We start from the raw sequence: 23224 nt of genomic DNA, 5'->3' as shown, positions 1-23224 counted from the left end.
CTCAGCTCACCACCCGATTCAGAAGAAGTGCGTTCCGGTGAAGTTCCAACTCGTGCTCCGGAGCGGCGATCGAGTACTGCGGGTAGCAGTCCGGTGCCGTGAAATCGGGCCGAGCCGACCGTATTCGAGCACAGCAACGCAGTACCGCCGCCGTGATCTCGTCGGCGCGCACCATCGCCGCCCACCGGCTGTCCACGACCACCGACTCGAGGTATCGCCGATCGGCGGTCACGACGACCGCATGCCCACCGGCCCGGTCGGCACCGCTCCGAGCTTCGAAATGTCCGCCACCGATCATGCTGCTGGCGAGCCTGCTGTACTCATCCCACGTCGTCGTTCCGAGCAGCAGGATCAGCCTCGTCCGATGATCGGGGACCGCGGTCGTCGACAACTCCCGCGGACTCGGCCACCTATCGCCCGCATAACTGCGCTCGAGCCACCGGGTTATCGCCGCGCGATACGCCGCCATCAGTTCCGCGCCGACCTCGTGCGGCCCGAAATACGAATTCCAATTTCGCGCGAACTCGATGCGGTCGGGGAGAAGACCCCTGTCGATTTCCATCGTCACGAAGGAGGAGCCGACGCCGGAAGCCGTTTGCGTCGGCGCCACCAAGGGGGCTCGAACCGACGGGTTGCGCGCCGGAACGGGTCGACGAGATTCCGTCGTTGCCCGGCTCGGCACCAGAGGTTCGTCGTCCCAGAACTCGTCAGGATCGTCATAGTGATTGAAAAAGCCCGACACCGCCACTACGGATCACCGCAGTCGACCGAGCCGAACCATGATGCCGACATTTGCTTCCCCCTGATCACTCCCCGTAGTCGCCACCTTCTCCTACAGAATCCGCCGTGTCAACGCGGTATTTTCTCACCATCCCCGCTCGGCCCACTCCGCGAGTTGCGGCCGCTCGGCGGCGAGGGTGGTGTCGTCACCGTGCCCGGGGTATACCACGGCATCCTCGTAGCGCTCGAAGAGTTTGGTGCGGACACCGGTGAGCAGCGCGTCGAAACTCTCGGCGCCGGAGGTTTTGCCGATGCCGCCGGGGAAGAGGCAGTCGCCGGTGAAGATGTGCACCACGCCGCCGCCGTCGCGCAGCACGAGCGCGACCGAGCCGGGGGTGTGGCCCTGGAGGTGCACGATGTCGAAGCGGAGTTCGCCGATCTCGACGGTGTCGCCGTCGGCGAGCAGCCGGTCGGGGGTGACGGGCAGCGGGCCGGCGTCGAGGGCGTGCGCGGCGGTGGGGGCGCCGGTGGCGGCGGCGATGTCGGCGAGCGCCTGCCAGTGGTCGCCGTGCTGGTGCGTGGTGACGATGAGCTCGACCCGGTCGGCCGCCTCCTGGGCGAGCAGGGCGCGGAGCCGGTCGGGTTCGTTCGCGGCGTCGATGAGCAGGGCGGCGCCGGTGGCGGTGCACTGCACCAGGTAGCTGTTGTTGTCCATCGGGCCGACCGACAGTTTGACGATGCGGGCGCCGGGGACGTCGCGTTGCTGCGGGTTCGATCCCGGGGAGACGTGGCCGGTGTAGGGCTGGTCGATCGTGATCACGGCTCGATGCTAGCCAGCGTGCGGCGCGCGGTCTGGTTGGATCGGGGCCATGTCGGTGCTGAAGGTGCGCGTGGTTCTGCTGCTCGCGGTGTTGCTCGCCCTGCTCCCGGTGGCGCCGGCGGGCGCGGAGCCGCCGCTGCGGATCGGGCCGCAGGTGCTGGACGAGGCGAACGCGCTGGACACCGCGGGCAGCGACCGGGTGAACGCCGCGGTCGACAACCTCTACGGCAACCACCAGGTCCGGCTGTGGGTGGTCTACGTGCCCGACTTCGACGGCATGGCGCCGCAGAGCTGGGCCGAGCGCACCGCGGCGCTCTCCGGCTTCGGCTCGCGCGACCTGCTGCTCGCGGTGGCCACCGAGGATCGGGCGTACTGGTTCGACGGCGAGCTGCCCGCCGGCCTCACCGGCGGCGAGCTGGACGACATCCTGGCCGAGCGGGTGGAGCCCGAGCTGCGCGCGGGGCGCTGGGCGGGCGCCGGGGTCGCGGCGGCCGACGGCATCGACGCGGCGCTGCGCGGCGGCGGGGTGAGCCCGGTGGGGCTGGTGATCGTGGTCGTGCTGGTGGTGGCCGCGGCCGCGGGGCTGGTCGGGTGGTCGCGGATCCGGCGGAATCGCAGGCGCAGCGCGGAACTGGCGGCGGCGCGCAGCCTGGACCCGGACAATGTCGCCGCCATCGGCGCGCTCTCGCTGGAGACGCTGCACGCCCGCTCGCGCGAGGTGCTGGTCGAGCTGGACGACGCCATCCGGACCAGCGGCGAGGAGCTGGAGATCGCCACCGGCGAGTTCGGCGCCACCGCGACCGCCCCCTTCCACACCGCGCTGGACAGCGCGCGGCAGGCGGCGAGCCGCGCCTTCCAGATCAGGCAACAGCTGGACGACGCCGTCCCGGAGACGCCGGACCAGCAGCGCACGCTGCTGCTCGAGCTGCTCGGCACGGTCGGCCGGGCGGATCGCGAACTGGACGGGCGGGTCGGGGAATTCGATGCCATGCGGGATCTGCTGCTGAACGGCGGCGCCCGGCTGGACGCGCTCACCCGCGACCTGGTCGAGCTCACCGGCGCGGTGCCTGGCGCCGAGGCCGAGCTGGCCCGGCTCACCGGCACCTACCCGGCGAGCACGCTGGTCTCGGTGCCGGGCAATGTCGCGGCGGCGCGGGAGCGAATCACGTTCGGCGAGCGGGCGATCGACGCCGGGCGGGCGGCGCTGGCGAAGCCGGTGGGCGAGCAGGGCGAAGCGGTGGGAGCGATCCGCGGCGCCGAGGCAGCGCTCGGCCAGGCGCGCACGCTACTCGGCGCCATCGCCACGGCGGCCGCCGATATCGCCGCCGCGCGGGCGGGGCTGCCCGCCGCGCTCGCCGAGCTCCGCGCCGACCTGGAGACGGCGGCGGGGCTCACCGCGCACGGCGGATCGCCGCTCGCGGCCGCGCGCACGGCAGCGCAGGCGGCGCTGGCCGGGGCCGAGGCGGCCGCCGAGAGCGATCCGCTCGGTGCCTTCCGCGAGGTCGTCCGGGCCGACGGCGAGCTGGATCGGGTGATCGCGGCCGCGACCGAACACCGGCGGGCCGAGGCGGAGCTGCGCGGGCGGCTGGAGCACGCGCTCACCGCGGCGCGCGGGCAGGTCGCGGCCGCGGGCGATTTCGTCGGCACCAGGCGCGGCGCGGTGGACGCGCAAGCGCGCACCCGGCTCTCCGAGGCGCAGCGGCGGCTGGACGAGGCGCAGCGGCTGGCCGCGGGCGACCCCGCCGCGGCGCTGGAGAACGCCCGCGCGGCGGCGGAACTCGGCGGCACCGCGCTGCGCGAGGCGCAGGCCGATGTGCGGCGCTGGGAGGCGAGCCGGGCGCCGTCCGGCGGCGGGCAGGCGGGTGCGGTGCTCGGCGGCATCCTGGTGGAGGGTTTGCTGCGCGGTGCCGCGGGTGGTGGCGGCGGGTATCGGCCGCGCTCGTACGGCGGGGCGTCCGGGTCGCGGCGGATCGGCCGCGGCGGGCGGTTCTGAGCCGGGCACCAGGACAGGCCGGGTGCCCGGCGCCGGGGCGCGCCCCGAGCGCCTGCGCCTGCCCGGCTGCCCCTGCCGGACCCATCACCCCGCGACCGGAACCCCCTCGACCAGCAGCTCCAGCTCCGCGCGGACAGCCGCTGCCATCCGCTGCGGATCACCGCCCCCGAGCACCCCGACGCTCAGCCGCCCGGCATACGTGTAGACCAGGAACGTCACCGCGGCACTCGCCCCCGCCGAGGGCCGGGGATGCGCGGAGAGGTAGACGATCTCGTAGTCGGTCAGCCGCAGCCCGGCGGGCACCGTGAACGGCCGTACGACACCGGTATTGGTGATCGCGACATGCCCGGCCAGCGAGTGCACCCGCCGGTCGCCGTAGAAATCCGGAAAGTGCAGCACCGACTGCTGGACGATGCCCTCGGCGAGATCGTGGCGCAGCGTACTGCTCACCCGCTGCGCCAGCTCGACCGGGTCGTCCGCCCGGTCGAGCTCCGCCACGAACCCCGCGAGCCCGGCCATATTGGTGCCGCCGCACGCCGTGACGGGCTGCCCCAGCCGGGTGCGCAGGTCCACCGGGTAGACGCAGCCGACCGGCCCGCGCGCCGGTGCGAGTTCTGCGAAGGCGCGCAGCAGCGCGGCGGTCACCACCCCGTTCATCGAGACCCCGTGCGCGCGGGCGTACCCGGTGAGCCGCGCGGTCGCCGCCGGGTCGAGGACGAGCCGGTGGGGCCGCGCCAGCGCCTGCGGCCCCGGCGTGTGCCCGGCGGGCGGCGGTGGCGGCGGCGCCGGGGCGATGACCGCCTCCAGCCCGGAGACGCCTGCCCGGCTCAGCCCGGCCTCGCGCACGTGCTGCTCCAGCGGCAGCGGCACCGGGTGCTCCAGCACCGTGGCCCGGCCGTATTCGACCCGCTCGGTGTACAGCTCCCACAGCCGGGCGAAGAGCGCGAGGCAGTGCCCGGCATCGGCGACGGCGTGGTGCACGTACAGCGTCACCCGGGCCAGGCCGCGGTGGCGGACCACGTCCAGGTAGCCGAGCGCGCGGTCCGGGCGCAGCGCGCGGCGCGGCAGCGAGACCGCGGCGGGGTCGCCGGTGGCGAGCCAGAGCCGGGGCGCCCGGCCGCGCGGGGCGAGCAGGCGGGCGGGGTCGGTGGCGATGCGGCAGCGCAGGATCGGGTACGAGGCCTGCAGGTCCGCGAAGGCTCTTCGGAGCACCCGGATATCGAGGGCACCGGACACCGCGACGGAACGTCCGGTGAACGTTCCGTGCCGAACGAATCGCTCCTCCGACGGCGCCAGTTCGCGCACCGTCTCGACCCTCTCCCGCAACACATCCGCAAGGGTGCGGCAACCGGGGGAGGGACGCAATCCGGATCGCCGCCGCGGCATGCGAATACTGCGAATCCCGGCAACCGTTCGGGAAACTCCCCCGAGCCCCCAGCATCTCTCCAGCAACCCATCCGCAGCGGCCGCTGGAACGAACCCGTGTCACATCCGGAGATCGGCGAAGGAGAGGTCCCATGACGCGTCCGGCCGTGGCGAGCCGGGCCGAGTGGCTCGCGGCCCGCGCAGCGCTGCTCGCGGAGGAGAAGGCGGTCACCGGGGCGCTGGACGCGCTCGCCGCGCGCAGGCGGGCGCTGCCGATGGTCCCGGTGCCGGAGGAGTACGTCTTCGAGGGGGCAGGCGGCCGCGTCCGGCTGCCCGAGCTCTTCGAGGGCCGCAGGCAGCTGATCGTCTACCACCTCATGTGGCAGTGGGATCGGGACGAGGGCTGCCCCGGCTGCGCCGCCGTGCTCGACGGCATCGCGCGATCACCCGGGCGGGACACCGCCTTCGCCGCGATCAGCCGCGGGCCCTGGGAGCGGCTGGCGGGCTACCACGCCGCGCACGGCTGGGCATTCCCCATGTACTCGTCCTTCGGCAGCGCCTTCAACTACGACTTCCACGTCTCGCTGGACGCCGATATCGCGCCGGTCCGCTACAACTACCGCTCCGCCAGGGAGCACGCGCTCGCCGGGCGGCGACTCGGCGACGAGCAGCCCGGCGTCAGCGTCTTCTGGCGGGACGACGACGACGCGGTCTTCCACACCTACTCGGCGTACGCGCGCGGCATCGAGCCGCTGATCGGCGCGTACGCCATGCTCGACCTGACGCCGCTGGGGCGCCCGCGCTGATCAGGCGCCGATCAGGTGCTGCGCGAGGTACCCCTCGACCTTGTCCAGCGCGATCCGCTCCTGCGCCATGGAGTCCCGCTCGCGCACCGTGACGGCCTGGTCCTCCAGGGTGTCGAAGTCGACGGTGATGCAGAACGGGGTGCCGATCTCGTCCTGGCGCCGGTAGCGGCGGCCGATGGCGCCTGCGTCGTCGAAGTCGACGTTCCAGTTCCGGCGCAGCTGCGCGGCGAGATCCTTGGCCTTGGGGGTCAGGTCGGCGTTGCGGGAGAGCGGAAGCACCGCGGCCTTGACCGGCGAGAGCCTGCGGTCCAGCCGGAGCACGGTGCGGACATCCACCCCGCCCTTGGCATTCGGCGCCTCGTCCTCGGCGTAGGCATCGACCAGGAAGGCCATCAGCGAGCGGGTGAGCCCGGCGGCGGGCTCGATCACGTACGGGATGTAGCGCTCGCCCGCGGCCTGGTCGAAGTAGCTCAGGTCGGCGCCGGAGTGCTCGGCGTGCGTGCGCAGGTCGTAGTCGGTGCGGTTGGCCAGCCCCTCCAGCTCGCCCCACTCGCTGCCCTGGAAGCGGAAGCGGTACTCGATGTCGACCGTGCGGGTCGAGTAGTGCGAGAGCTTCTCCTTGGGGTGCTCGAAGAGCCGCAGGTTCTCCGGGTCGATCCCGAGGTCGGTGTACCAGGCCAGCCGGGTGTCGATCCAGTACTGGTGCCACTTCTCGTCCTCGCCCGGCTTGACGAAGAACTCCATCTCCATCTGCTCGAACTCGCGGGTGCGGAAGATGAAGTTGCCCGGCGTGATCTCGTTGCGGAAGCTCTTGCCGATCTGCGCGATGCCGAACGGCGGCTTCTTGCGCGCGGTGGTCTCGACGTTCTTGTAGTTGACGAAGATGCCCTGCGCGGTCTCCGGGCGCAGGTAGTGCAGCCCCTCCTCGTCGTCCACCGCGCCGAGGAAGGTCTTGAGCAGGCCGGAGAAGTTGCGCGGCTCGGTCCATTTGCCCGGGTCGCCGGTCTCCGGGTCGCGGATGTCGGCGAGGCCGTTGGCGGGCGGGTGGCCGTGCTTCTCCTCGTACGCCTCCAGCAGGTGGTCGGCGCGGTACCGCTTGTGCGTGATCAGCGACTCGACCAGCGGGTCGGTGAAGGTCGCGACGTGGCCGGAGGCCTCCCAGACCTGGCGGGGCAGGATCACCGAGGAGTCGAGCCCGACGACGTCGTCGCGGCTGGTGACCATGGTGCGCCACCACTGCCGCTTGATGTTCTCCTTCAGCTCGACGCCGAGCGGGCCGTAATCCCAGGCCGACTTGGTGCCGCCGTAGATCTCACCGCACGGGTACACCAGACCCCGGCGCTTGGCGAGGTTGGCAACGGTGTCCACCTTCGACTTGGGTGCCACGCGAGAATTCTCCGTCCTTGGGAATCGGCCCGATGGGGGTTCATGTACACCGCACAACGCACAGTGCACTGAACACTCAGCCTATCGGCCCAGCGCCACTCGGTTTTCACCGCACCGCCCCTGGAGCGTGTCCGTTTGACATGCGCAACCGTGCATATCAAAATGGAATCGCTTTCCGATAAGGAGATGGACCGATGACAGCCGCCGTGCCGCACAACCCCTACCGTTCCCCCGCCCCGGCTCCGGTGCCGAGCCGGGCGGTCCTGGAGGACGCCGGTGAACTGCTGCGCGCACTCGCCGCCCCCGTTCGCATCGCGATCGTGTTGCAATTGCGGGAGTCGCCGCGCTGCGTGCACGAATTGGTGGACGCGCTCGGCGTCACCCAGCCGCTGGTGAGCCAGCACCTGCGGATTCTCAAGGCGGCGGGGGTGGTGCACGGCGAGCGATCGGGCCGGGAAGTGCTCTACGAGCTGGTCGACGACCACCTGGCACACATCGTCGTGGACGCCGTCGCCCATGCCGAGGAAGGATGATTGTGGCCGACAAGTCCACCGCCGCCAAGGCGGTCGGGGTGCGCAGCACGCGCCAGCGCAATGCCATCGCGGCGCTGCTCCGCGATATCGAGGAGTTCCGCTCCGCCCAGGAGCTGCACGACGAGCTGCGCAAGCGCGGCGAGGGGATCGGCCTCACCACCGTCTACCGCACGCTGCAGTCGCTCTCCGACGCGGGCATGGTCGACGTGCTGCGCACCGATACCGGCGAGTCGGTGTACCGGCAGTGCTCCACCGGGCACCACCATCACCTGGTCTGCCGGCACTGCGGCCGGACCGTCGAGGTGGCGGGCCCCGCGGTCGAGGTGTGGGCCGATGCCACCGCCGCCGAGTACGGCTTCACCGAGGTCAGCCACACCCTGGAGATCTTCGGCACCTGCGCCGACTGCCTGCGCGCGCGCTGAGCGAGCGCCGCGGCCACAGCGCCGGCGATCGCCCGCGCGTGCAGCGGTCTGCGGAACCGGCCCCGCCTGCCACCGGTTCGGACCGGCCGCACACCGCGAGCGGGCCCCGCTCCGGGAAGCGGGACCCGCTCGGCACTCGCCCGATCAGGCCGGCTGCGGGACCGCGCGCTCCGGCGCGGGCTCGGCGGCGCCGCGCTCCCTGACCACCCCGACCCCGAACAGCGCCAGCGCGGCGCCCGCCCAGATCAGCAGCACCAGCAGCGGCCCGCCCGCGCCTGCGCCGTCGAAGAAGGCGACCGAGCGGAGCAGCGAGACCGCGGCGCCCGGCGGCAGCGCCTGGCCGATCGCGCTCCACGGCTGCGGCAGCAGCTCCGGCGCCGAGGTGGCAGCGGAGAACGGATTGCCGACCAGCAGCATGGTGAGCGCGGCGATGCCGATCCCGGCCCGGCCGATCGCGGTCGCCAGCCCGGCCACCGCCCCCGCCACCGCGAGCGAGACCAGCCCCGCGACCCCGGCCAGCATCAGGTACTCCCCCGGCAGGATGGACAGCCAGCCCTGCACGATCACCATGCTCAGCAGCCCACCGGCCACCGCGAAGGTGAATACCCCGGCGAACCGCCCCACCGCCGTCGGCACCAGCAGGCTGAGCAGCACCCCGGCCGCGATCCCCGACATCACCAGCGGCAGCGCCATGGCCCCGAAGCCGGCGCCGCGCGGGTCGTCCGGATCGGCCGGCACCACATCCTCCACCGCGGTGGCCGCGGGTGCACCGGAGAGCTGCTGCGCGAGCTGGGTGAGCTGCTGCGCGACCAGCGGGCTCGCCCCCGAGGCGACGAGCACCCGCGGCTGCGGCCCGGTCAGGATCGCGCCGTAGACCTCGTGCTCGGTGAGCGCGGTGCGGGCCGCGGCCTCGTCGCCGACGGTGCGCGGCTCCAGCACGCCCGGGCTGCTCTGCCCCAGCCGCTCGACCATCTGCGCCGCGCCCGGCCCGGCGACGGCGACCGGCAGGTCGCGCGGCGTGGTGTGCACGGCGGGCCAGGCGAAGGCGATCAGCATGAGCGCCTGGAGCAGGGCCGCTCCGACGCCGACGGCGACCGCGCGCTGCGGGATGTTCATGACCACTCCCCATAAATCGAATGTTCGTTCTTTTAAGGTGGCTCAACGGTCGCACCCCACCGCGTGGTTGTCAAGAACGAATATCCGTTTTACTTTGGAGCCATGCCGAGAGTCAGCGAAGAACACCTGGAGCGCCGCAGGCAGCAGATCGTGGACGCGGCGCAGCGCTGCTTCGCGCGCAAGGGCTTCCACCAGTCCTCGATGCAGGACGTCTTCGCCGAGTCCGGGCTCTCGGCCGGTGCGGTGTACCGCTACTTCAAGAGCAAGGACGAGCTGGTCGCGGCGCTGGCCTCGAATGCGGGGACCGATATCAGGGCGGTGCTGATCGAGGCCATCCGCCGCGATCCGCTGCCCACCCCTGCCGCGGTGGTCGGCGCGGTGACCACGTGGATGTCGCAGAACACCGGCCTGGAGGGCCGGCTGCGGCTGGCGCCGCAGGCCTGGACGCTGGCGCTCACCGACCCTCAGGCGGCCGGCTACGTCAAGCTGGCGATGACCGGGATCCGCGAGATGTGGCGGGAGTACGCGGAGCGCATGGCCGAGGAGGGGTGGCTGCCCGCCGACGCCGATCTGGACGCCGTGGCGGCGACCCTGTTCGGGCTGCTTCCCGGCTTCCTGCTGCAGTTCCTCATCGTCGGCGACCTGGAACCGGCGGCGCTGGAGCGCGGGGTGCGCGCCCTGCTCCCCTACGGCCCCGGCTGACTCAGGCCGGAACGACCAGCCCCTGCCGCGCCTTACCCGCGCCGGAGAGGACCAGCAGCAGCATGGTGCCGAGCGCGCCGTCGGCCAGCCCGACCGCGGGGAAGGTGTAGCGCAGCACCACGTCGGCCAGCTTCTCCCTGGCGACCACGACGATCGAGCCGAACTGCAGCGTCGCATTGCGCTCCGCGACCCGCTTGTGCAGCGCGGGCTTGAGCGGGCGGTCCCAGGCGAGCACGCAGGTCAGGGTGAGCACGTCCAGCCCCGGCGCGAGGGTGACGGCGTCCAGCGAGCAGAGCGCGCCCTCGTAGTCGAAGCGCAGCGAGCCGTCGTTGTCCACCCGCACGTCGACGTCGTAGACGGAGAGCACCGCGCCCGCCGACGCCTTGAGCTCCATGGCGGGGTCGAGCTCGCTCACTTGGCGGCCCCGAAGCGGCGGTCGCGGCGGGCGTAGGCCAGGCAGGCCTCCCACAGGTTGCGGCGGTCGAAGTCGGGGAAGAGCGTCTCCTGGAAGACGAATTCGGCGTAGGCGGACTGCCAGAGCAGGAAGTTCGAGGTGCGGAACTCGCCGGAGGGGCGGAGGAAGAGGTCGACGTCGGGCATGTCCGGCTCGTCCAGGAAGCGGGCCACCGTCGCCTCGTCGACCTTCTCCGGGTCGAGCTCGCCCGCCGCCACCCGGCGCGCGATCTCCCGTGCGGCGTCGGCGATCTCGGCGCGGCCGCCGTAGTTGACGCACATGGTGAGCGTCATGACGGTGTTGTCCCTGGTGAGTTCCTCGGCGACCTCGAGCTCCCTGATCACGCTGCGCCACAGCCGCGGCCGCCGCCCGGCCCAACGCACCCGGACGCCCATCTCGTGCATCTCGTCCCGGCGGCGGCGGATGACGTCTCGGTTGAAGCCCATGAGGAAGCGCACCTCGTCCGGGCTGCGCCGCCAGTTCTCGGTGGAGAAGGCGTAGGCGCTGAGCCACTTGACGCCGATCTCGATGCAGCCCTCGACGGTATCCATGAGCACCGCCTCGCCGCGCTCGTGCCCCGCCGTCCGGGCCAGCCCGCGCTCCTGCGCCCAGCGGCCGTTGCCGTCCATCACCAGCGCGACGTGCGCGGGCACCAGCTCCGGCGGCAGCTCCGGCGGACGGGCGCCGGAGGGGTGCGGCGACGGCGGGCGGACGGTGCGCGGGCCGTCGGACAGTGCGCTGCCCGTTCCGGACCCTGAAGAGTCGCGACGGAGGATCACGCCCCCATCCTGCCCGATGCCCGCGGGCCGGTGTAGCGGCCTCCCACCGGACGGCGCGCACTGCGGCGCGCGGCACCCGCTCACGGAACGGCGAGGCAGGCCCCGCGTCGATGTGGCCGAGCGCCTGCCGGGGCGGGCTCAGTGGGCCGAGGGCGTGCGCTCCAGCAGGGGCAGGGTGCGCAGCCTGCGCTCGAGGTGCCACTGCAGGTGCGCCGCGACCAGCCCGCTGGCCCGCGAGCGCACCGAAACAGGCACCGCCTCGACCTTCTCCCACTCCCCGCGCAGCAGCGCGACCAGCAGCTCGAGCGCCCCCTCCGGCGGGCTCGAGGCCCCCGGTGGACGGCAGTGCACGCACACCGCGCCACCGGCGGCGACGTGGAAGGCGCGGTGCGGGCCGGGGGTGGCGCACTTGGCGCACTCGTCCAGCGCGGGCGCCCACCCCGCGAACCCCATGGCCCGCAGCAGGAAGGCGTCCAGGATCAGCTCGTGCGGCCGCTGCCCGGCGGCGACGGCGCGCAGCGCGCTCGCGGTGAGCGCGTGCAACTTGGGCGCGGGCGCGCGCTCCTCGCCCGCCAGCCGCTCCGCCGTCTCCAGCACCGCGCAGGCGGTGGTGTAGCGGCCGTAGTCGGCCACGATGTCGGCGGCGAACGCCTCCACGGTGTGCACCTGGGTGACGGTGTCGAAGCTGCGCCCCGGATACAGCTGCACGTCGACGTAGGCGAAGGGCTCCAGCCGCGCCCCGAACCGCGAGCCGGTGCGCCGCACTCCCTTCGCCACCGCCCGCACCAGGCCGTTGCGCCGGGTCAGCAGCGTGACGATGCGGTCGGCCTCGCCCAGCTTGTGCTGGCGCACCACCACCGCCTCATCCCGATACGAACGCACCGGCCCATCCTCGCACGGACCGGGGACAGCGTCAGCGAACCGGCGGCACCCCCATCGTCGCGGTGACCGCGACCACCTGGATCTGCTCCAGCGTCTGCCCCAGTACCGCCAGCCGGGCGACCACGCCGAGCCGGTGCTCCGGCGAGCCGGGGCGGACCAGCACCGGCGGCCCGGCATCGCGCGGCCGGAGGAAGGCGCCGTGCTCGCTCGCGTACCGCATCGGCACGCCGTCGCGCACCGCGCGGTAGGCGTCCAGGTCGAGGTCGGCGTGGCGCACCGGGTCGATGTGCAGGTCGGCGAGGTGCCGCTCGGCCTGGGCCAGCCGCAGCGCGCGGTCCTCCGGGTCCAGGTAGCGCACCCAGTGCCCGATCCGCAGGCGGTAGGCGTCCACCGCGTCCCTGAGCAGCTCGCGGTGCCGTTCGGCGACCGCGGCCAGCTCCCCGGCGACGGCATCGAACGCCGGGTGCCCGGTGTACAGATCGGTCATCTCCGCCCCCCAACCTCGGTCGCGAATAGCGCTGCGCGGCAACCTGATCGGGATCTCGCAGAGCACCATTGTGCGCCAAGGGGGCGGGTGGCGGAACGGATCGGGCGGCGCGGGGGCGGCGCAGGGGCGGGAAACGGCCTCGGATCAGAATCCGAGGCGGCGCAGCTGCTTCGGATCGCGCTGCCAGTCCTTGGCCACCTTGACGTGCAGGTCCAGGTAGATCCGGGTGCCGAGGATGTGCTCGATCTGCTTGCGGGCGCTGGTGCCGACCTGCTTGAGCCGGGAACCCCCCTTGCCGATGATGATCGCCTTCTGGCTCGGCCGCTCGACGTAGAGCAGGGCGTGCACGTCGAGCATGTCGTCCCGGTCCTCGCGCGGCACCACCTCCTCGATGACCACGGCCAGCGAGTGCGGCAGCTCGTCCCGGACGCCCTCCAGCGCGGCCTCCCGGATGAGCTCGGCCATCAGGGTCTCCTCCGGCTCGTCGGTGAGCTCGCCGTCGGGGTAGAAGGCCGGGCCCTCCGGCATCTTCGAGGCGATCACCTCGACCAGTACCTCGACCTGCTCACCGCGCACCGCGGAGACCGGAACCAGCTCGGCCTCCGGTCCGAGCAGATTCGAGACCGCGAGCAGCTGCGCCGCCACCTCGTCCCGGCTCACCTTGTCGATCTTGGTGACCACGCCGAGCAGCGTGGTCTTCGGCGCCATCTGCCGGATCTGCTGCACGATCCAGCGGTCGCCCGGCCCGATCTTCTCGTCCGCCGGGATGCAGAGCGCGATCACGTCGACCTCGGAGTACGTGTCCCGCACCAGGTCGTTGAGGCGCGCGCCGAGCAGCGTGCGCGGGCGGTGCAGCCCCGGCGTGTCCACCAGGATGAGCTGCGCGTCCTCGCGGTGCACGATGCCGCGGATGGTGTGCCGCGTGGTCTGCGGGCGGGAGGAGGTGATGGCGATCTTCTGCCCGACGAGCGCGTTCGTCAGCGTCGACTTGCCGGTGTTCGGGCGGCCGACGAAACAGACGAAGCCGGAGCGGAATTCAGGCACCGGACACCTCGGCCGCGGCGTCGTCGACGATGTCGAAGACCGAGCCGGAGCGGTCGGCGAAGACGATCCGCGCGCTCGCCGAGACCTCGCGGACCGCGGGCACCCCGGCGTCCTTGAACTGCCCGCCGACCACGACGGCGGCCTCGAAACCCTCGGCGCCGCTGGAGATCGCGGCCGCGACGGCGGCCTGCAGCGCGGTCAGCCGCAGCTCCTGCAGCGCCACCTCGCCCGCGGCGTAGGTGCGGCCGTCGGTGTCCCGGACGGCCGCGCCCGCCGCGCCTCCGGTCCGGCCCATCGCCCCGCGCGCGAGCGTGAGCAGTTTGGTGTCCTCGGCGTCGAGCTCGGTCATGGGGATCCCTCCTGGTCGCGGTCGGCCGTCGTGGTGCGGCTCGATCCGTTCTGCGCTGCCTCCGCCGCCGCGGCCTCGCCGCGGTCTTTCCGGCGGCCACCCTTGTCGGCGCCCCGCTCCTTGCGCCCGCGTTCGCCCTCGCGCGGCGCCTCGGCCTGCTCCTCCGCGCCGGACGCCTTGTCCCGGCGCACCACCACGGTCTGCACCCGCATCCGGCCGCGGGCGTCCGGGCCGCCCTCGCCGCGCAGCACCAGCCCGTGCGCGGTGACCTTGGAGCCGGGCAGCGGCACCCGGCCCAGCTCGTGCGCGAGCAGCCCGCCCACCGTGTCGACCTCCTCGTCGGCGATCTGCACCCCGAACAGCTCGGCCAGATCCTGCACCGGCAGCCGCGCCGAGACCCGGTAGCGGCCGTCGCCGAGCTCCTCGACGGGCGGCGTCTCGCCGATGTCGTACTCGTCCGCGATCTCGCCGACGATCTCCTCCAGCACGTCCTCGATGGTGACCAGCCCGGCGATGCCGCCGTACTCGTCCACCAGCAGCGCCATGTGGTTGCGCCTGCGCTGCATCTCGTCCAGCAGGCTGTCCAGCGGCTTGGAGTCCGGCATGAAGACGGCCGGGCGCATGACCTCGCGGACCTTCACCTTGCGGCTACGGTCGGCATAGGGCACCAGGTCCTTGAGGTAGACCACGCCGAGGATGTCGTCCACGTTCTCGCCGATCACCGGCATCCGGGAGTGGCCGCTGCGCACCGCCAGCGACATGGCCTGGGCGGCGGTCTTGTCCGCCTCGATCCAGACCATCTCGGTGCGCGGCACCATGACCGCCCGTGCCGCGGTGTCGCCGAGCTCGAAGACCGATTGGATCATCCGGCGCTCGTCATCGGCGACCACGCCGCGCTCGCCGGCCATCTCGACCACCTCGCGCAGCTCGATCTCGGAGGCGAACGGGCCGTTGCGGAAGCCGCGGCCCGGCGTGATGGCATTGCCGATCAGGATGAGCAGCCTGCTCACCGGGCCGAGCAGCACGCCGATCAGCTGCAGCGGCAGCGCCGCCGCGAGCGCGATGGAGTAGGCGTGCTGGCGGCCGAGGGTGCGCGGCCCGACGCCGATCACCACGTAGTCGACCAGCACCATGACCACCGCGGTGCCGAGCAGCGCCAAACCGTCCGCCCAGACGTCGAGCAGCGCGGCCGCGAGCAGCACCGTCGCGGTGATCTCGCAGAGCACCCGGAGCAGCACCATGAGGTTCACGTAGCGCGGCCGGTCGTCCATGATCCGGAGCAGCCGGGCGGCGCCGGCGCGCTCGGCGCGCACCATGTCGTCGAGCCGCGCCCTGGAGACGGTGTTGAGCGCGGCGTCCAGCCCGGCGAAGAGCCCGCCCGCGGGCACGAGCAGCACCGCCAGCACGATCAGGGTCGCGGAACTCACGCCTGCCCCGGTTTCTCGCCCGGCGTGGTGAAGCCGGTCTTGCCGAGCAGCCTGGTGTCGCGCTCGGCCAGCTCGGCGCGGTAGCGCGCCTCGCGCAGGCTCTCGTACCACTCCTCTAGTAGCCGGGCCTGCAGGGCGAACATCTCCTTCTCCTCGTCCGGCTCGGCGTGGTCGTAGCCGAGCAGATGCAGCACGCCGTGCACGGTGAGCAGCGCCAGCTCGTGCTGCAGCGAGTGCCCGGCCTTGCGCGCCTGCCCCGCGGCGAACTCCGGGCAGAGCACGATGTCGCCGAGCATGGACGGGCCGGGCTCCGGGCTGTCCGGGCGCCCGCCCGGCTCCAGCTCGTCCATCGGGAAGGACATCACATCGGTGGGGCCGGGCAGCTCCATCCAGCGCACATGCAGGTCGGCCATGGTGTCCAGGTCGACGAGCACCATCGACAACTCGGCGGCCGGGTGGACGTCCATGCGCGCGATGGCGAAGCGCGCGACGCCCACCAGATCCTCTTCGGGGACGTCGAACCCCGACTCGTTGGCGATCTCGATGCTCACCCGAACAGGGTAGGCAATCGGGTCAGCGCCGGTCTCCCCGGCTCGCGGCTCGGCGCTGCGCCCGGTTGCCCGGGTAGTGCGCCCCCACCGGCGGCCGCACCTCCGACTCGAACCGGTCGTAGGCGTCGACGATCTCCGAGACCAGCCGGTGCCGCACCACATCGCTGCTGGTGAGCTGGGCGAAGTGGATGTCGTCGATATCGGTGAGGATCTCGGTGGCCGCGCGCAGCCCGGACCGCGCCCCGCCGGGCAGGTCGACCTGCGTGACATCGCCCGTGACCACGATCTTCGAGCCGAAGCCGAGCCTGGTCAGAAACATCTTCATCTGCTCGGCCGTGGTGTTCTGCGCCTCGTCCAGCACGATGAAGGAGTCGTTGAGCGTGCGCCCGCGCATGTATGCCAGCGGCGCCACCTCGATCACGCCGGCCGCCATGAGCTTGGGGATCGCCTCGGGATCCATCATGTCGTGCAGCGCGTCGTAGAGCGGCCGCAGGTACGGGTCGATCTTCTCGTTCAGCGTGCCCGGCAGGAAGCCGAGCCGCTCACCCGCCTCCACCGCGGGCCGGGTGAGGATGATCCGGTTCACCTGCTTGGTCTGCAGCGCCTGCACCGCCTTGGCCATGGCCAGGTAGGTCTTGCCGGTACCGGCCGGGCCGATGCCGAAGACCACGGTGTTGGTGTCGATGGCGTCGACGTAGCGCTTCTGGTTCAGCGTCTTGGGCCGGATGGTCTTGCCGCGCCGGGACAGGATGTCCAGGCTGAGCACCTCGGCCGGGGACTCCTCGCTGCCCTCGGTGAGCATGGAGACCGTGTGCCGGACGGTGTCCGGCGTGATGCCCTTGTTCTTGCCGGTGAGCGAGACCAGCTCGCCGATGATCCGCTCGGCGAGCGCCACCTCGGCCGGGCGGCCGGTGAGCGTGACCGAGCTGCCCCGGACGTGGATATCCGCCTCGAGCAGCCGTTCCAGCTCGCGCAGATTCTCATCCGCCGATCCGAGGAGCGGGAACACCGATTCGGGGGCCAGTTCGAGGCTGGAGCGCACGCTCTTCATGGCCGGAGCGGCGTTGTCGTCGTTGCCGGAGGCGCCCGGGCCGGCCGGGGCTCCGGAAGTGTTGCCGAATTCGTCTGGTGTTCGCAAAAGTCGCCGCAGCCTCTTTCGATCTCGGGGAACCGGGGGTGGGGCGGGGTCTGCCGCTCGCGCAATCCGGCCCCTTCCCGACTCGCAGTTTACCGCCCGGCACCGACAGCCGACAGGGAATATGCCCCCGGCGAACGGTGCGCCGCCCAGCCCTGGATGGCCGCGCGGAAGCGGCGAGCCGCCTCCGGCATCGGCCGGTCGGCGGCCCACACCAGCCCGACCTCGCGCACCGCCCCCGGATCGGCCAGCGGCACCCTGGCAACCGCCGGGCTCGGGGTCGCGCCGGGCGGCGGATCCTCCAGCGGCACCAGCGCCACCCCGAGCCCCGCTGCCACCAGTCCGGTGACCGTCACCAGGTCGCTGGATTCGAAGACGATGCGCGGGTGCAGCCCCGCCGCCGCGGCGAGTTCGTCCAGCAGGCGGCGCATGCCGTAGCCGGCGCGCATGGCGATGACGTCCTCGCCGCCCAGCTCGGCCAGCCCGGTCTGGCGCCGGTTCGCCAGCCGATGCCCGGCGGGCACCGCGAGCACCAGCGGCTGGCGCAGCAGGCCCGACCAGCCGAGCCCGGGTTCAGCCGGGCGCGGCGAGGTCAGCGCGAGGTCGGCCTCGCCGTCCAGCACCATGCGGGTGATGGTGCCCGCCGCGTCCTGGTGCAGCGAGACCGTCACCCGCCCCGCCTGCCTGCGGAAGTCACCGACCAGCTGGGGCACCAGCCAGCTGCCGAAGGAGTGCAGGAAGGCCAGCCGCACGGTGCCCTCGGCCGGGTCGGCCGGGTCGGCCAGGTCGGCGACGGCCCGCGCGCCCGCGTCCAATTCGATCCGGGCGCGGCGGGCGTGCTCGTAGTACGCCCGGCCGAACTCGTTGAGCCGGAGCCGCTTGCCCACCCGGTCGAAGAGCCGCACCCCCAGCCTGCGCTCCAGCCTGGCCAGCATGCGGGAGAGCGTGGGCTGCGCGAGGTGCAGCCGGTCGGCGGTAGCTCCCACGTGCTCGAGTTCGGCGAGTGTGATGAACCACGTCAGATCGTCACCGAGCACGCTGTCACCTCTGCTAATGCCGCCAGTGCATGAACTTGTGCTCGATTATGCATTTCCTTTGCCGATCGCGCCCGGCGCAGGCTGGCGCTATGAGCGGATCGAGCGGACGGGAGCGGCGGATCGTGACCGCGCTCTTCGCGGCGGGGCTGACCACCTTCGCCTCGATGTACAGCGCGCAGGCGCTGTTGCCGAGCCTGGCGGCGGCGTTCGGGGTCGCGCCCGCGCAGGCGGCGCTGGCGGTCTCGCTCACCACCGGCTTCCTGGCACTGGCGATCATTCCGGTGAGCGCGCTCTCCGGCCGGTTCGGGCGGACCAGGGTGATGGTGTGGTCCGCGGCGCTCTCCTGCGTCATCGGATTGCTGCTGCCCCTGGCGCCGACGCTGGACGTGCTGCTCGCCGCCCGCGCGGTGCAGGGCATCACGCTGGCCGGGGTGCCCGCGGTGGCGATGGCCTACCTCGCCGAGGAGATCGACGCGAGCCGGTTGGGTGCCGCGATGGGCGTCTACGTCTCCGGCACCACGCTCGGCGGGCTCACCGGGCGGCTCATCCCCGCCTTCGCGTTGGACCACACCTCGTGGCGCTGGGCGCAGGCGCTGATCGCGGTGGTCGGGGCGCTGTGCACGGTGTGGTTCGTGCGGGTGCTGCCCGCCTCGCGCGGGTTCCGGCCGCGCACCTCCGGGGTCGGGCGGGATCTGGCCGCGCAGTTGCGGGAGCCGCAGCTGCTCGCACTGTTCACCCTGGCGTTCGTGCTCATGGGCGGGTTCGTCTCGGTCTACAACTACCTGGGGTTCCGGCTGCTCGCCGAGCCCTTCGGGTTGCCCGCGAGCGTGGCCGGGCTGGTGTTCGCGCTGTACCTGGCCGGGACCGTCGCCTCGACGACCGCCGGGCGGCTCGCCGATCGCTTCGGGCGCGGGCCGGTGCTGGCGTGGTCCGTCGGCCTCGCCGCCGCAGGGGCTTCGTTGTCGCTGCCGGATCGGCTGCCGCTGGTGCTGGCCGGGATTCTGCTGTTCACCGCTGGTTTCTTCGGGGCGCACGCGGTGGCGAGCGCGTGGGTCGGGGTCGCGGCGGTACGGGGGAACCGCGCGGCGGCGTCGTCGCTGTACCTGTTCTGCTACTACCTGGGGAGTGCGGTGCTCGGCGGGTTGTCCGGATTGGCGTTCGCAGGGTTCGGGTGGGGTGGGCTGGTTGCCGGGGTCGGGGTGCTGTTGGTGCTGGCGGCTGGTGCCGTCGTGATCGTGATCCGCGGTGAGCGGAGTGTGCCGACGGTGGAGGTCGAGTTGGCCGGGGTGAGTCGGTAGAGGCTCCGGCAAGGAGTACCGGACGCCTTGAAGCCGAACCCGCTGATCGAGCCGCGCTGTGCGCCGCTGTGCCGCCCGTGAGCGGCCCGGCGCACTCGCGGCGCACGCCTACCAGCGCGAGGTGAGCGCACCGAGCGCACCGAGCGCAACGGCACCTGCGGTCGACGTCCGCAGCACAGTCGGCCCGAGCACCACCGCGAAAGCCCCCACCTCGGTAAAGGCCGCAATCTCCGCATCATCCAACCCACCCTCGGGCCCGACGATCAACACCACCCGCTTCGCCGCCTCGAACGGCAGCGCCGTGAACCGCCCCGCCCCGGACTCGTGCAACGCCGCCACCACTCCCCCCTCGGCCACGGTGGCCCGCACCAACTCCACCACGTCTCGCGTCCGCCGCACCTCCCCGACCTCGGGGATATAGGCCCGCCGCGACTGCCGAGCCGCGGCCCGAGCCGCCGCCCGCCACTTCTCGACCCCCTTCGCCGCCTTCCCGTCCCAGTTGGCAACACACCGCGCCGCCTGCCACGGCACGATCACATCCACCCCCGCCTCGGTCATGAGCTCCACCGCCAGCTCGGACCGATCCGACTTGGGCAGCGCCTGCACAACCGTCACCGCGGGCACGACGGGCTCGGCCACCCGCCGATCCAGAACGGCCAGCTCCAGCCGCCCCTTCTCCGCCGCGACCACCTCGGACTCCGCGACCACCCCCCGCCCATCGGAGAGCGTGATCGACTCCCCCACCCGGATCCGCCGCACGGTCGCGGCATGCCGCCCCTCCGGCCCGTCCAGCACCGCGACCGCACCGGGCGGCGGAATCTCGCCCAGGTAGAAGACCGTCGCGGCCACTCAGCGACCGCTGAACGACGCCCGCAGCCGGGCGAAGAGCCCGCTGTTGTGCTCGGACTGCGCGGAGACCACCTCGGCCCGATCGCGCTCCCGCAGCCCCTTGTACTTGCGCAGCAGCTCGTTCTGCTTGCCGTCCAGCTTGGCCGGCACCACGATCTCCAGGTGCGCGAGCAGGTCGCCGCGGGCACCGGACCGCAGCTTGGGCATGCCGTGCCCGCGCAGCACCGAGACCTCGCCTGGCTGGGTGCCCGGCGTGATGGTGAGCTCGGTCGGTCCGTCCAGAATGGTGTCGATCACCACGGTGGTGCCGAGCGCGGCGTCCACCATCGGCACCCGGATGGTGCAGTGCAGGTCGTCGCCGTCCCGGACGAAGACGTCGTGCGGCTGCTCCACCACCTCCACGTACAGATCACCCGCGTGCCCGCCGCCGGGGCCGACCTCGCCCTGCGCGGCCAGCCGCACCCGCATGCCGTTCGCCACACCGGCCGGGATCGGCGCGGCGATCTCGCGACGGGCCCGCACCCGGCCGTCGCCACCGCACTTGTTGCACGGGTCCGGAATGGTCTCGCCCGCGCCGCGGCAGGTGGGGCAGGGCCGCGAGGTGAGCACCTGGCCGAGGAACGAGCGCTGTACCGACTGCACCTCGCCCGCACCACCACAGGTCTCACAGCGCACCGGCTTGGAATTCCCGTTGGTACCGGCGCCGTGGCACAGGTCGCAGAGGATCGCGGTGTCGACGGTGAGGTGCTTGGTCACGCCGACCGCGCACTCCGCCAGGCTGAGCCGGGTCCGCAGCAGCGAGTCGGCGCCGGGCTGCACCCGGCCACGCGGCTTGCGCTGCCCCCCCGAGGCGTTCATCCCGCCGAAGAAGGCCTCGAAGACGTCGCCGAGGCCGCCGAAGCCAGCCCCGGAGAAGCCGCCCGCCCCGCCGCCGTTCTCCAGCGGGTCACCGCCCATGTCGACGATGCGCCGCCGCTCCGGGTCGGACAGCACCTCGTAGGCGGTCGACACGTCCCGGAACCTCGCCTGCGCCGCCTCGTCGGGGTTGACGTCCGGGTGGAGCTCCCGAGCCAGCTTGCGGTAGGCGCGCTTGATCTCCTGATCGGTCGCGTTCTTCGCGACGCCGAGCAGTCCGTAGTAGTCCCGTGCCACTTCGCTTCTCTAGTCCTTGGTCGCCGTTTACCGGTGCCGGCCGGTCCGCGCGGCACACGCCGCCGGGCCGGGCCCCGACACCGGCCTTAGTCGGATGCACTCAACTTTATCCGCTCGGGCGCGCGGCCCGGCAGCGGAGTCCCCGAAAGCCCGATCGGACCTCAGCGTCCGGCCAGCACTTCGCCGATATAGCGGGCCACCGCCGCCACCGAGGCGATGGTGCCCGGGTAATCCATGCGCGTCGGCCCCAGCACCCCCATGCCACCGAGAACCGCGCCCGCCGCACCGTACCCCGTGGTGACGACCGACGTCCCGCGCATCTCCTCGACCTGCGTCTCCTCGCCGATGCGGACCGTGATCGTGCCCGGCTGCTGCGCGGCCGCGAGCAGCTTGAGCACCACCACCTGTTCCTCCAGCGCCTCCAGCACCGTGCGCAGCGAACCCGGCAGCCCGAAATCGGCGGCATTGCGGGTCAGGTTGGCGGTGCCGCCGAGCACCAGCCGCTCCTCCGGATGCTCGACCAGCGTCTCCACCAGCACCGTCGACACCCGGATCAGTACGTCCCGCAGCTTCCCCGGCGCATTCTCCGGCAGCGCCGCGACCGCCGCCGAGGCGGTGGCCAGGCGCTTGCCGTCCATGGCGCCGCCGAGCAGCGCGCGCAGCGCCGCCAGATCCTCGTCGTCCACCAGCGCGCCGAGCTCCACGATCCGCTGATCGACCCGCCCGGTGTCGGTGATCACCACCAGCAACAGCCGCGCCGGATTCAGCGCGACCACCTCGATGTGCCGCACCGTCGACGCGGACACCGTCGGGTACTGCACCACCGCAACCTGCCTGGTCAGCTGTGCGAGCAACCGCACCCCGCGCCGCAGCACGTCGTCCAGATCGACCCCGGACTCCAGGAACTCCAGAATCGCCCGCCGCTCCGCCGACGAGAGCGGCTTCACCTCGGCGATCCGATCCACGAACTGCCGATACCCCTTGTCCGTCGGTATCCGCCCCGAACTGGTGTGCGGCTGCGCGATATAGCCCTCCGCCTCCAGCACCGCCATGTCATTGCGCACCGTGGCACTCGATACGCCCAGGTTGTGCCGCTCGACCAGCGTCTTCGACCCGATCGGCTCCTTGGTCGCGACGTAGTCGGCAACGATCGCCCGCAGAACCTCGAAACGACGATCCTCGGTACTCGACACGGCCTACCTCCTCGCTTGCGATCCATTCTAGGTGCCCGGACCCCGATGTCTCCCGTTCCGGACCGGGGCTGTGGATGGATCGGCCCGGGTTGACGAGAGTTGTCCACAGGCTCCTTGCCCGGGGTGCGGTGCGGCGGTAGCGTCACGGGCCAGACCAGGGGGACGTCGGCTTCGAGGGGGACTCGTGCGATTGGGCACCGCGGCTCTCGCCGCTCTTACCGTATTCGTCATCGCGGGATGCGACTCGTCGGATGGTTCGGATTCGCCCCCGGCCACCACGACCCTCGCGGGCGCACCGACCGCCTTCGATCCATGTTCGGACATCCCGCAAAGCGTGCTGGACTCCGAGAGCCTGCGAGCGAAGACGAAGAACGACAACAACGGCGCCGGGGGGTTGCAGTGGCGGGGGTGCGTGTGGTCCCAGGTGGACGGCTACTCGGCGACCATCGCGACGACCAACGTGACGGTCGAGATGGTACGAGCGAACAACTTTCCTGATGCTCGTGACTTCACACTGGGCGGGCGCCCGGCGATATCCACCAGGAAAGACACCGAGCGTCCGGCGGAGCAGTGCAACGTCAATGTTCAGATATCCGGGGGGAGCCTGGAGATTCTGCTGACGAATCCGAGTTCGCGCAAGAAGACCGGAAGCCTCGATTCCTGCGCTTTAGCAACCACTCTCACCGAAAAGGTGGTCGGCGCGCTTCCGGCCGGCGTCTGAGAA

Annotated in this window: 25 protein-coding genes; 7 read left to right on the top strand and 18 right to left on the bottom strand. The window is 72.2% G+C overall.

Features of this window, described 5'->3' with window-relative positions; all coding sequences use genetic code 11:
• Window position 1 precedes the first annotated feature (1 nt).
• Window positions 2–748, bottom strand: coding sequence for a hypothetical protein (locus tag NH2_RS17110; RefSeq protein ID WP_157103824.1), 747 nt, complete (start codon window positions 746–748; stop codon window positions 2–4).
• A 117-nt stretch (window positions 749–865) separates the two neighbouring features.
• Window positions 866–1540: an MBL fold metallo-hydrolase gene (locus NH2_RS17105; protein ID WP_067654707.1), complete on the bottom strand. Its 675-nt coding sequence runs from the start codon at window positions 1538–1540 to the stop codon at window positions 866–868.
• 49 nt (window positions 1541–1589) lie between these two features.
• Here NH2_RS17105 and NH2_RS17100 point away from each other — a divergent pair, with 49 nt between their 5' ends.
• On the top strand, window positions 1590–3533 hold the full coding sequence (locus NH2_RS17100; RefSeq protein ID WP_067654703.1) for a TPM domain-containing protein: 1944 nt from the start codon (window positions 1590–1592) through the stop codon (window positions 3531–3533).
• An 84-nt stretch (window positions 3534–3617) separates the two neighbouring features.
• On the opposite strand, the gene NH2_RS17095 is transcribed toward NH2_RS17100, so the two are convergent.
• Window positions 3618–4769 (bottom strand): phthiocerol/phthiodiolone dimycocerosyl transferase family protein, encoded by a 1152-nt coding sequence (locus tag NH2_RS17095; protein WP_245650617.1) that lies wholly within the window; start codon window positions 4767–4769, stop codon window positions 3618–3620.
• A gap of 281 nt (window positions 4770–5050) precedes the next feature.
• Here NH2_RS17095 and NH2_RS17090 point away from each other — a divergent pair, with 281 nt between their 5' ends.
• Window positions 5051–5704, top strand: coding sequence for a DUF899 family protein (locus tag NH2_RS17090; RefSeq protein WP_067654698.1), 654 nt, complete (start codon window positions 5051–5053; stop codon window positions 5702–5704).
• On the opposite strand, the gene NH2_RS17085 is transcribed toward NH2_RS17090, so the two are convergent.
• Window positions 5705–7090: a glycine--tRNA ligase gene (locus NH2_RS17085; protein ID WP_067654695.1), complete on the bottom strand. Its 1386-nt coding sequence runs from the start codon at window positions 7088–7090 to the stop codon at window positions 5705–5707.
• 194 nt (window positions 7091–7284) lie between these two features.
• On the opposite strand from NH2_RS17085, the gene NH2_RS17080 reads away from it, so the two are divergent.
• Entirely contained in the window at window positions 7285–7623 is a 339-nt protein-coding gene (locus NH2_RS17080) for an ArsR/SmtB family transcription factor (protein ID WP_067654691.1), read from the top strand.
• Window positions 7620–8045 (top strand): Fur family transcriptional regulator, encoded by a 426-nt coding sequence (locus NH2_RS17075; RefSeq protein ID WP_067654688.1) that lies wholly within the window; start codon window positions 7620–7622, stop codon window positions 8043–8045. The genes NH2_RS17080 and NH2_RS17075 overlap by 4 nt, the downstream gene beginning before the upstream one ends.
• A 144-nt stretch (window positions 8046–8189) precedes the next feature.
• On the opposite strand, the gene NH2_RS17070 is transcribed toward NH2_RS17075, so the two are convergent.
• The gene (locus tag NH2_RS17070; RefSeq protein WP_067655744.1) at window positions 8190–9161 is read right to left on the bottom strand and encodes a hypothetical protein; all 972 of its coding nucleotides are present in this window, start codon (window positions 9159–9161) and stop codon (window positions 8190–8192) included.
• 102 nt (window positions 9162–9263) lie between these two features.
• Between NH2_RS17070 and NH2_RS17065 the strand changes: the two genes are divergently transcribed.
• Window positions 9264–9863 carry a TetR/AcrR family transcriptional regulator gene (locus NH2_RS17065; RefSeq protein ID WP_067654685.1) on the top strand — a complete coding sequence of 200 codons (600 nt, stop codon included), beginning with the start codon at window positions 9264–9266 and terminating at the stop codon, window positions 9861–9863.
• Between the two features lies 1 nt (window position 9864).
• Here NH2_RS17065 and NH2_RS17060 read toward each other — a convergent pair whose 3' ends face one another.
• From NH2_RS17060 to NH2_RS17015, 10 genes are all read right to left on the bottom strand, one after another.
• Window positions 9865–10257, bottom strand: a complete 393-nt coding sequence (locus NH2_RS17060) for a hypothetical protein (protein ID WP_157103848.1) — start codon at window positions 10255–10257, stop codon at window positions 9865–9867.
• A gap of 17 nt (window positions 10258–10274) precedes the next feature.
• Entirely contained in the window at window positions 10275–11096 is an 822-nt protein-coding gene (locus tag NH2_RS17055) for an isoprenyl transferase (protein ID WP_439951754.1), read from the bottom strand.
• A gap of 138 nt (window positions 11097–11234) precedes the next feature.
• On the bottom strand, window positions 11235–11978 hold the full coding sequence (recO, locus tag NH2_RS17050) for a DNA repair protein RecO (RefSeq protein ID WP_067654679.1): 744 nt from the start codon (window positions 11976–11978) through the stop codon (window positions 11235–11237).
• Between the two features lie 31 nt (window positions 11979–12009).
• On the bottom strand, window positions 12010–12465 hold the full coding sequence (locus NH2_RS17045) for a hypothetical protein (RefSeq protein ID WP_067654676.1): 456 nt from the start codon (window positions 12463–12465) through the stop codon (window positions 12010–12012).
• A 144-nt stretch (window positions 12466–12609) separates the two neighbouring features.
• On the bottom strand, window positions 12610–13509 hold the full coding sequence (era, locus tag NH2_RS17040; RefSeq protein ID WP_067654673.1) for a GTPase Era: 900 nt from the start codon (window positions 13507–13509) through the stop codon (window positions 12610–12612).
• A complete protein-coding gene (locus NH2_RS17035; RefSeq protein WP_067654670.1) occupies window positions 13502–13858 on the bottom strand; it encodes a cytidine deaminase-like protein in 357 nt (118 codons plus the stop codon). The genes era and NH2_RS17035 overlap by 8 nt, the downstream gene beginning before the upstream one ends.
• Entirely contained in the window at window positions 13855–15285 is a 1431-nt protein-coding gene (locus NH2_RS17030; protein WP_084505611.1) for a hemolysin family protein, read from the bottom strand. Before NH2_RS17030 ends, NH2_RS17035 begins: the two co-directional genes overlap by 4 nt.
• Entirely contained in the window at window positions 15282–15836 is a 555-nt protein-coding gene (gene ybeY / locus NH2_RS17025; protein WP_067654667.1) for an rRNA maturation RNase YbeY, read from the bottom strand. The genes NH2_RS17030 and ybeY overlap by 4 nt, the downstream gene beginning before the upstream one ends.
• A gap of 22 nt (window positions 15837–15858) precedes the next feature.
• Entirely contained in the window at window positions 15859–16887 is a 1029-nt protein-coding gene (locus NH2_RS17020) for a PhoH family protein (protein ID WP_067654663.1), read from the bottom strand.
• A 176-nt stretch (window positions 16888–17063) separates the two neighbouring features.
• Complete coding sequence (locus NH2_RS17015; RefSeq protein WP_067654661.1) at window positions 17064–18008, bottom strand: LysR family transcriptional regulator; 945 nt, start codon at window positions 18006–18008, stop codon at window positions 17064–17066.
• Between the two features lie 89 nt (window positions 18009–18097).
• On the opposite strand from NH2_RS17015, the gene NH2_RS17010 reads away from it, so the two are divergent.
• On the top strand, window positions 18098–19306 hold the full coding sequence (locus tag NH2_RS17010; RefSeq protein WP_245650616.1) for an MFS transporter: 1209 nt from the start codon (window positions 18098–18100) through the stop codon (window positions 19304–19306).
• A 108-nt stretch (window positions 19307–19414) separates the two neighbouring features.
• Here the strand turns inward: NH2_RS17010 and NH2_RS17005 are convergent, their stop codons facing one another.
• From NH2_RS17005 to hrcA, 3 genes are all read right to left on the bottom strand, one after another.
• Entirely contained in the window at window positions 19415–20155 is a 741-nt protein-coding gene (locus NH2_RS17005) for a 16S rRNA (uracil(1498)-N(3))-methyltransferase (RefSeq protein ID WP_067654655.1), read from the bottom strand.
• On the bottom strand, window positions 20156–21307 hold the full coding sequence (gene dnaJ, locus NH2_RS17000; protein WP_067654652.1) for a molecular chaperone DnaJ: 1152 nt from the start codon (window positions 21305–21307) through the stop codon (window positions 20156–20158).
• A 161-nt stretch (window positions 21308–21468) separates the two neighbouring features.
• Window positions 21469–22500 carry a heat-inducible transcriptional repressor HrcA gene (hrcA, locus tag NH2_RS16995; RefSeq protein ID WP_067654649.1) on the bottom strand — a complete coding sequence of 344 codons (1032 nt, stop codon included), beginning with the start codon at window positions 22498–22500 and terminating at the stop codon, window positions 21469–21471.
• Window positions 22501–22684: 184 nt separating this feature from the next.
• Here hrcA and NH2_RS16990 point away from each other — a divergent pair, with 184 nt between their 5' ends.
• Entirely contained in the window at window positions 22685–23221 is a 537-nt protein-coding gene (locus tag NH2_RS16990) for a DUF3558 domain-containing protein (protein WP_084505610.1), read from the top strand.
• Window positions 23222–23224 lie beyond the last annotated feature (3 nt).

Origin of the sequence: Nocardia harenae NBRC 108248, assembly GCF_001612885.1 — a bacterium.
Taxonomy (GTDB): Bacteria; Actinomycetota; Actinomycetes; order Mycobacteriales; family Mycobacteriaceae; genus Nocardia; species Nocardia harenae.
This window is presented reverse-complemented; position numbering and strand designations above follow the sequence as displayed.

What these genes read in the sequence shown, in the direction of transcription:
- NH2_RS17100 (WP_067654703.1), top strand. Translation starts at nt 1,590, where the DNA reads ATGTCGGTGCTGAAGGTGCGCGTGGTTCTGCTGCTCGCGGTGTTGCTC.
- NH2_RS17090 (WP_067654698.1), top strand. Translation starts at nt 5,051, where the DNA reads ATGACGCGTCCGGCCGTGGCGAGCCGGGCCGAGTGGCTCGCGGCCCGC.
- NH2_RS17080 (WP_067654691.1), top strand. Translation starts at nt 7,285, where the DNA reads ATGACAGCCGCCGTGCCGCACAACCCCTACCGTTCCCCCGCCCCGGCT.
- NH2_RS17075 (WP_067654688.1), top strand. Translation starts at nt 7,620, where the DNA reads ATGATTGTGGCCGACAAGTCCACCGCCGCCAAGGCGGTCGGGGTGCGC.
- NH2_RS17070 (WP_067655744.1), bottom strand. Translation starts at nt 9,161, where the DNA reads ATGAACATCCCGCAGCGCGCGGTCGCCGTCGGCGTCGGAGCGGCCCTG.
- NH2_RS17065 (WP_067654685.1), top strand. Translation starts at nt 9,264, where the DNA reads ATGCCGAGAGTCAGCGAAGAACACCTGGAGCGCCGCAGGCAGCAGATC.
- NH2_RS17060 (WP_157103848.1), bottom strand. Translation starts at nt 10,257, where the DNA reads ATGGAGCTCAAGGCGTCGGCGGGCGCGGTGCTCTCCGTCTACGACGTC.
- NH2_RS17045 (WP_067654676.1), bottom strand. Translation starts at nt 12,465, where the DNA reads ATGACCGATCTGTACACCGGGCACCCGGCGTTCGATGCCGTCGCCGGG.
- NH2_RS17035 (WP_067654670.1), bottom strand. Translation starts at nt 13,858, where the DNA reads ATGACCGAGCTCGACGCCGAGGACACCAAACTGCTCACGCTCGCGCGC.
- NH2_RS17020 (WP_067654663.1), bottom strand. Translation starts at nt 16,887, where the DNA reads ATGAAGAGCGTGCGCTCCAGCCTCGAACTGGCCCCCGAATCGGTGTTC.
- NH2_RS17010 (WP_245650616.1), top strand. Translation starts at nt 18,098, where the DNA reads ATGAGCGGATCGAGCGGACGGGAGCGGCGGATCGTGACCGCGCTCTTC.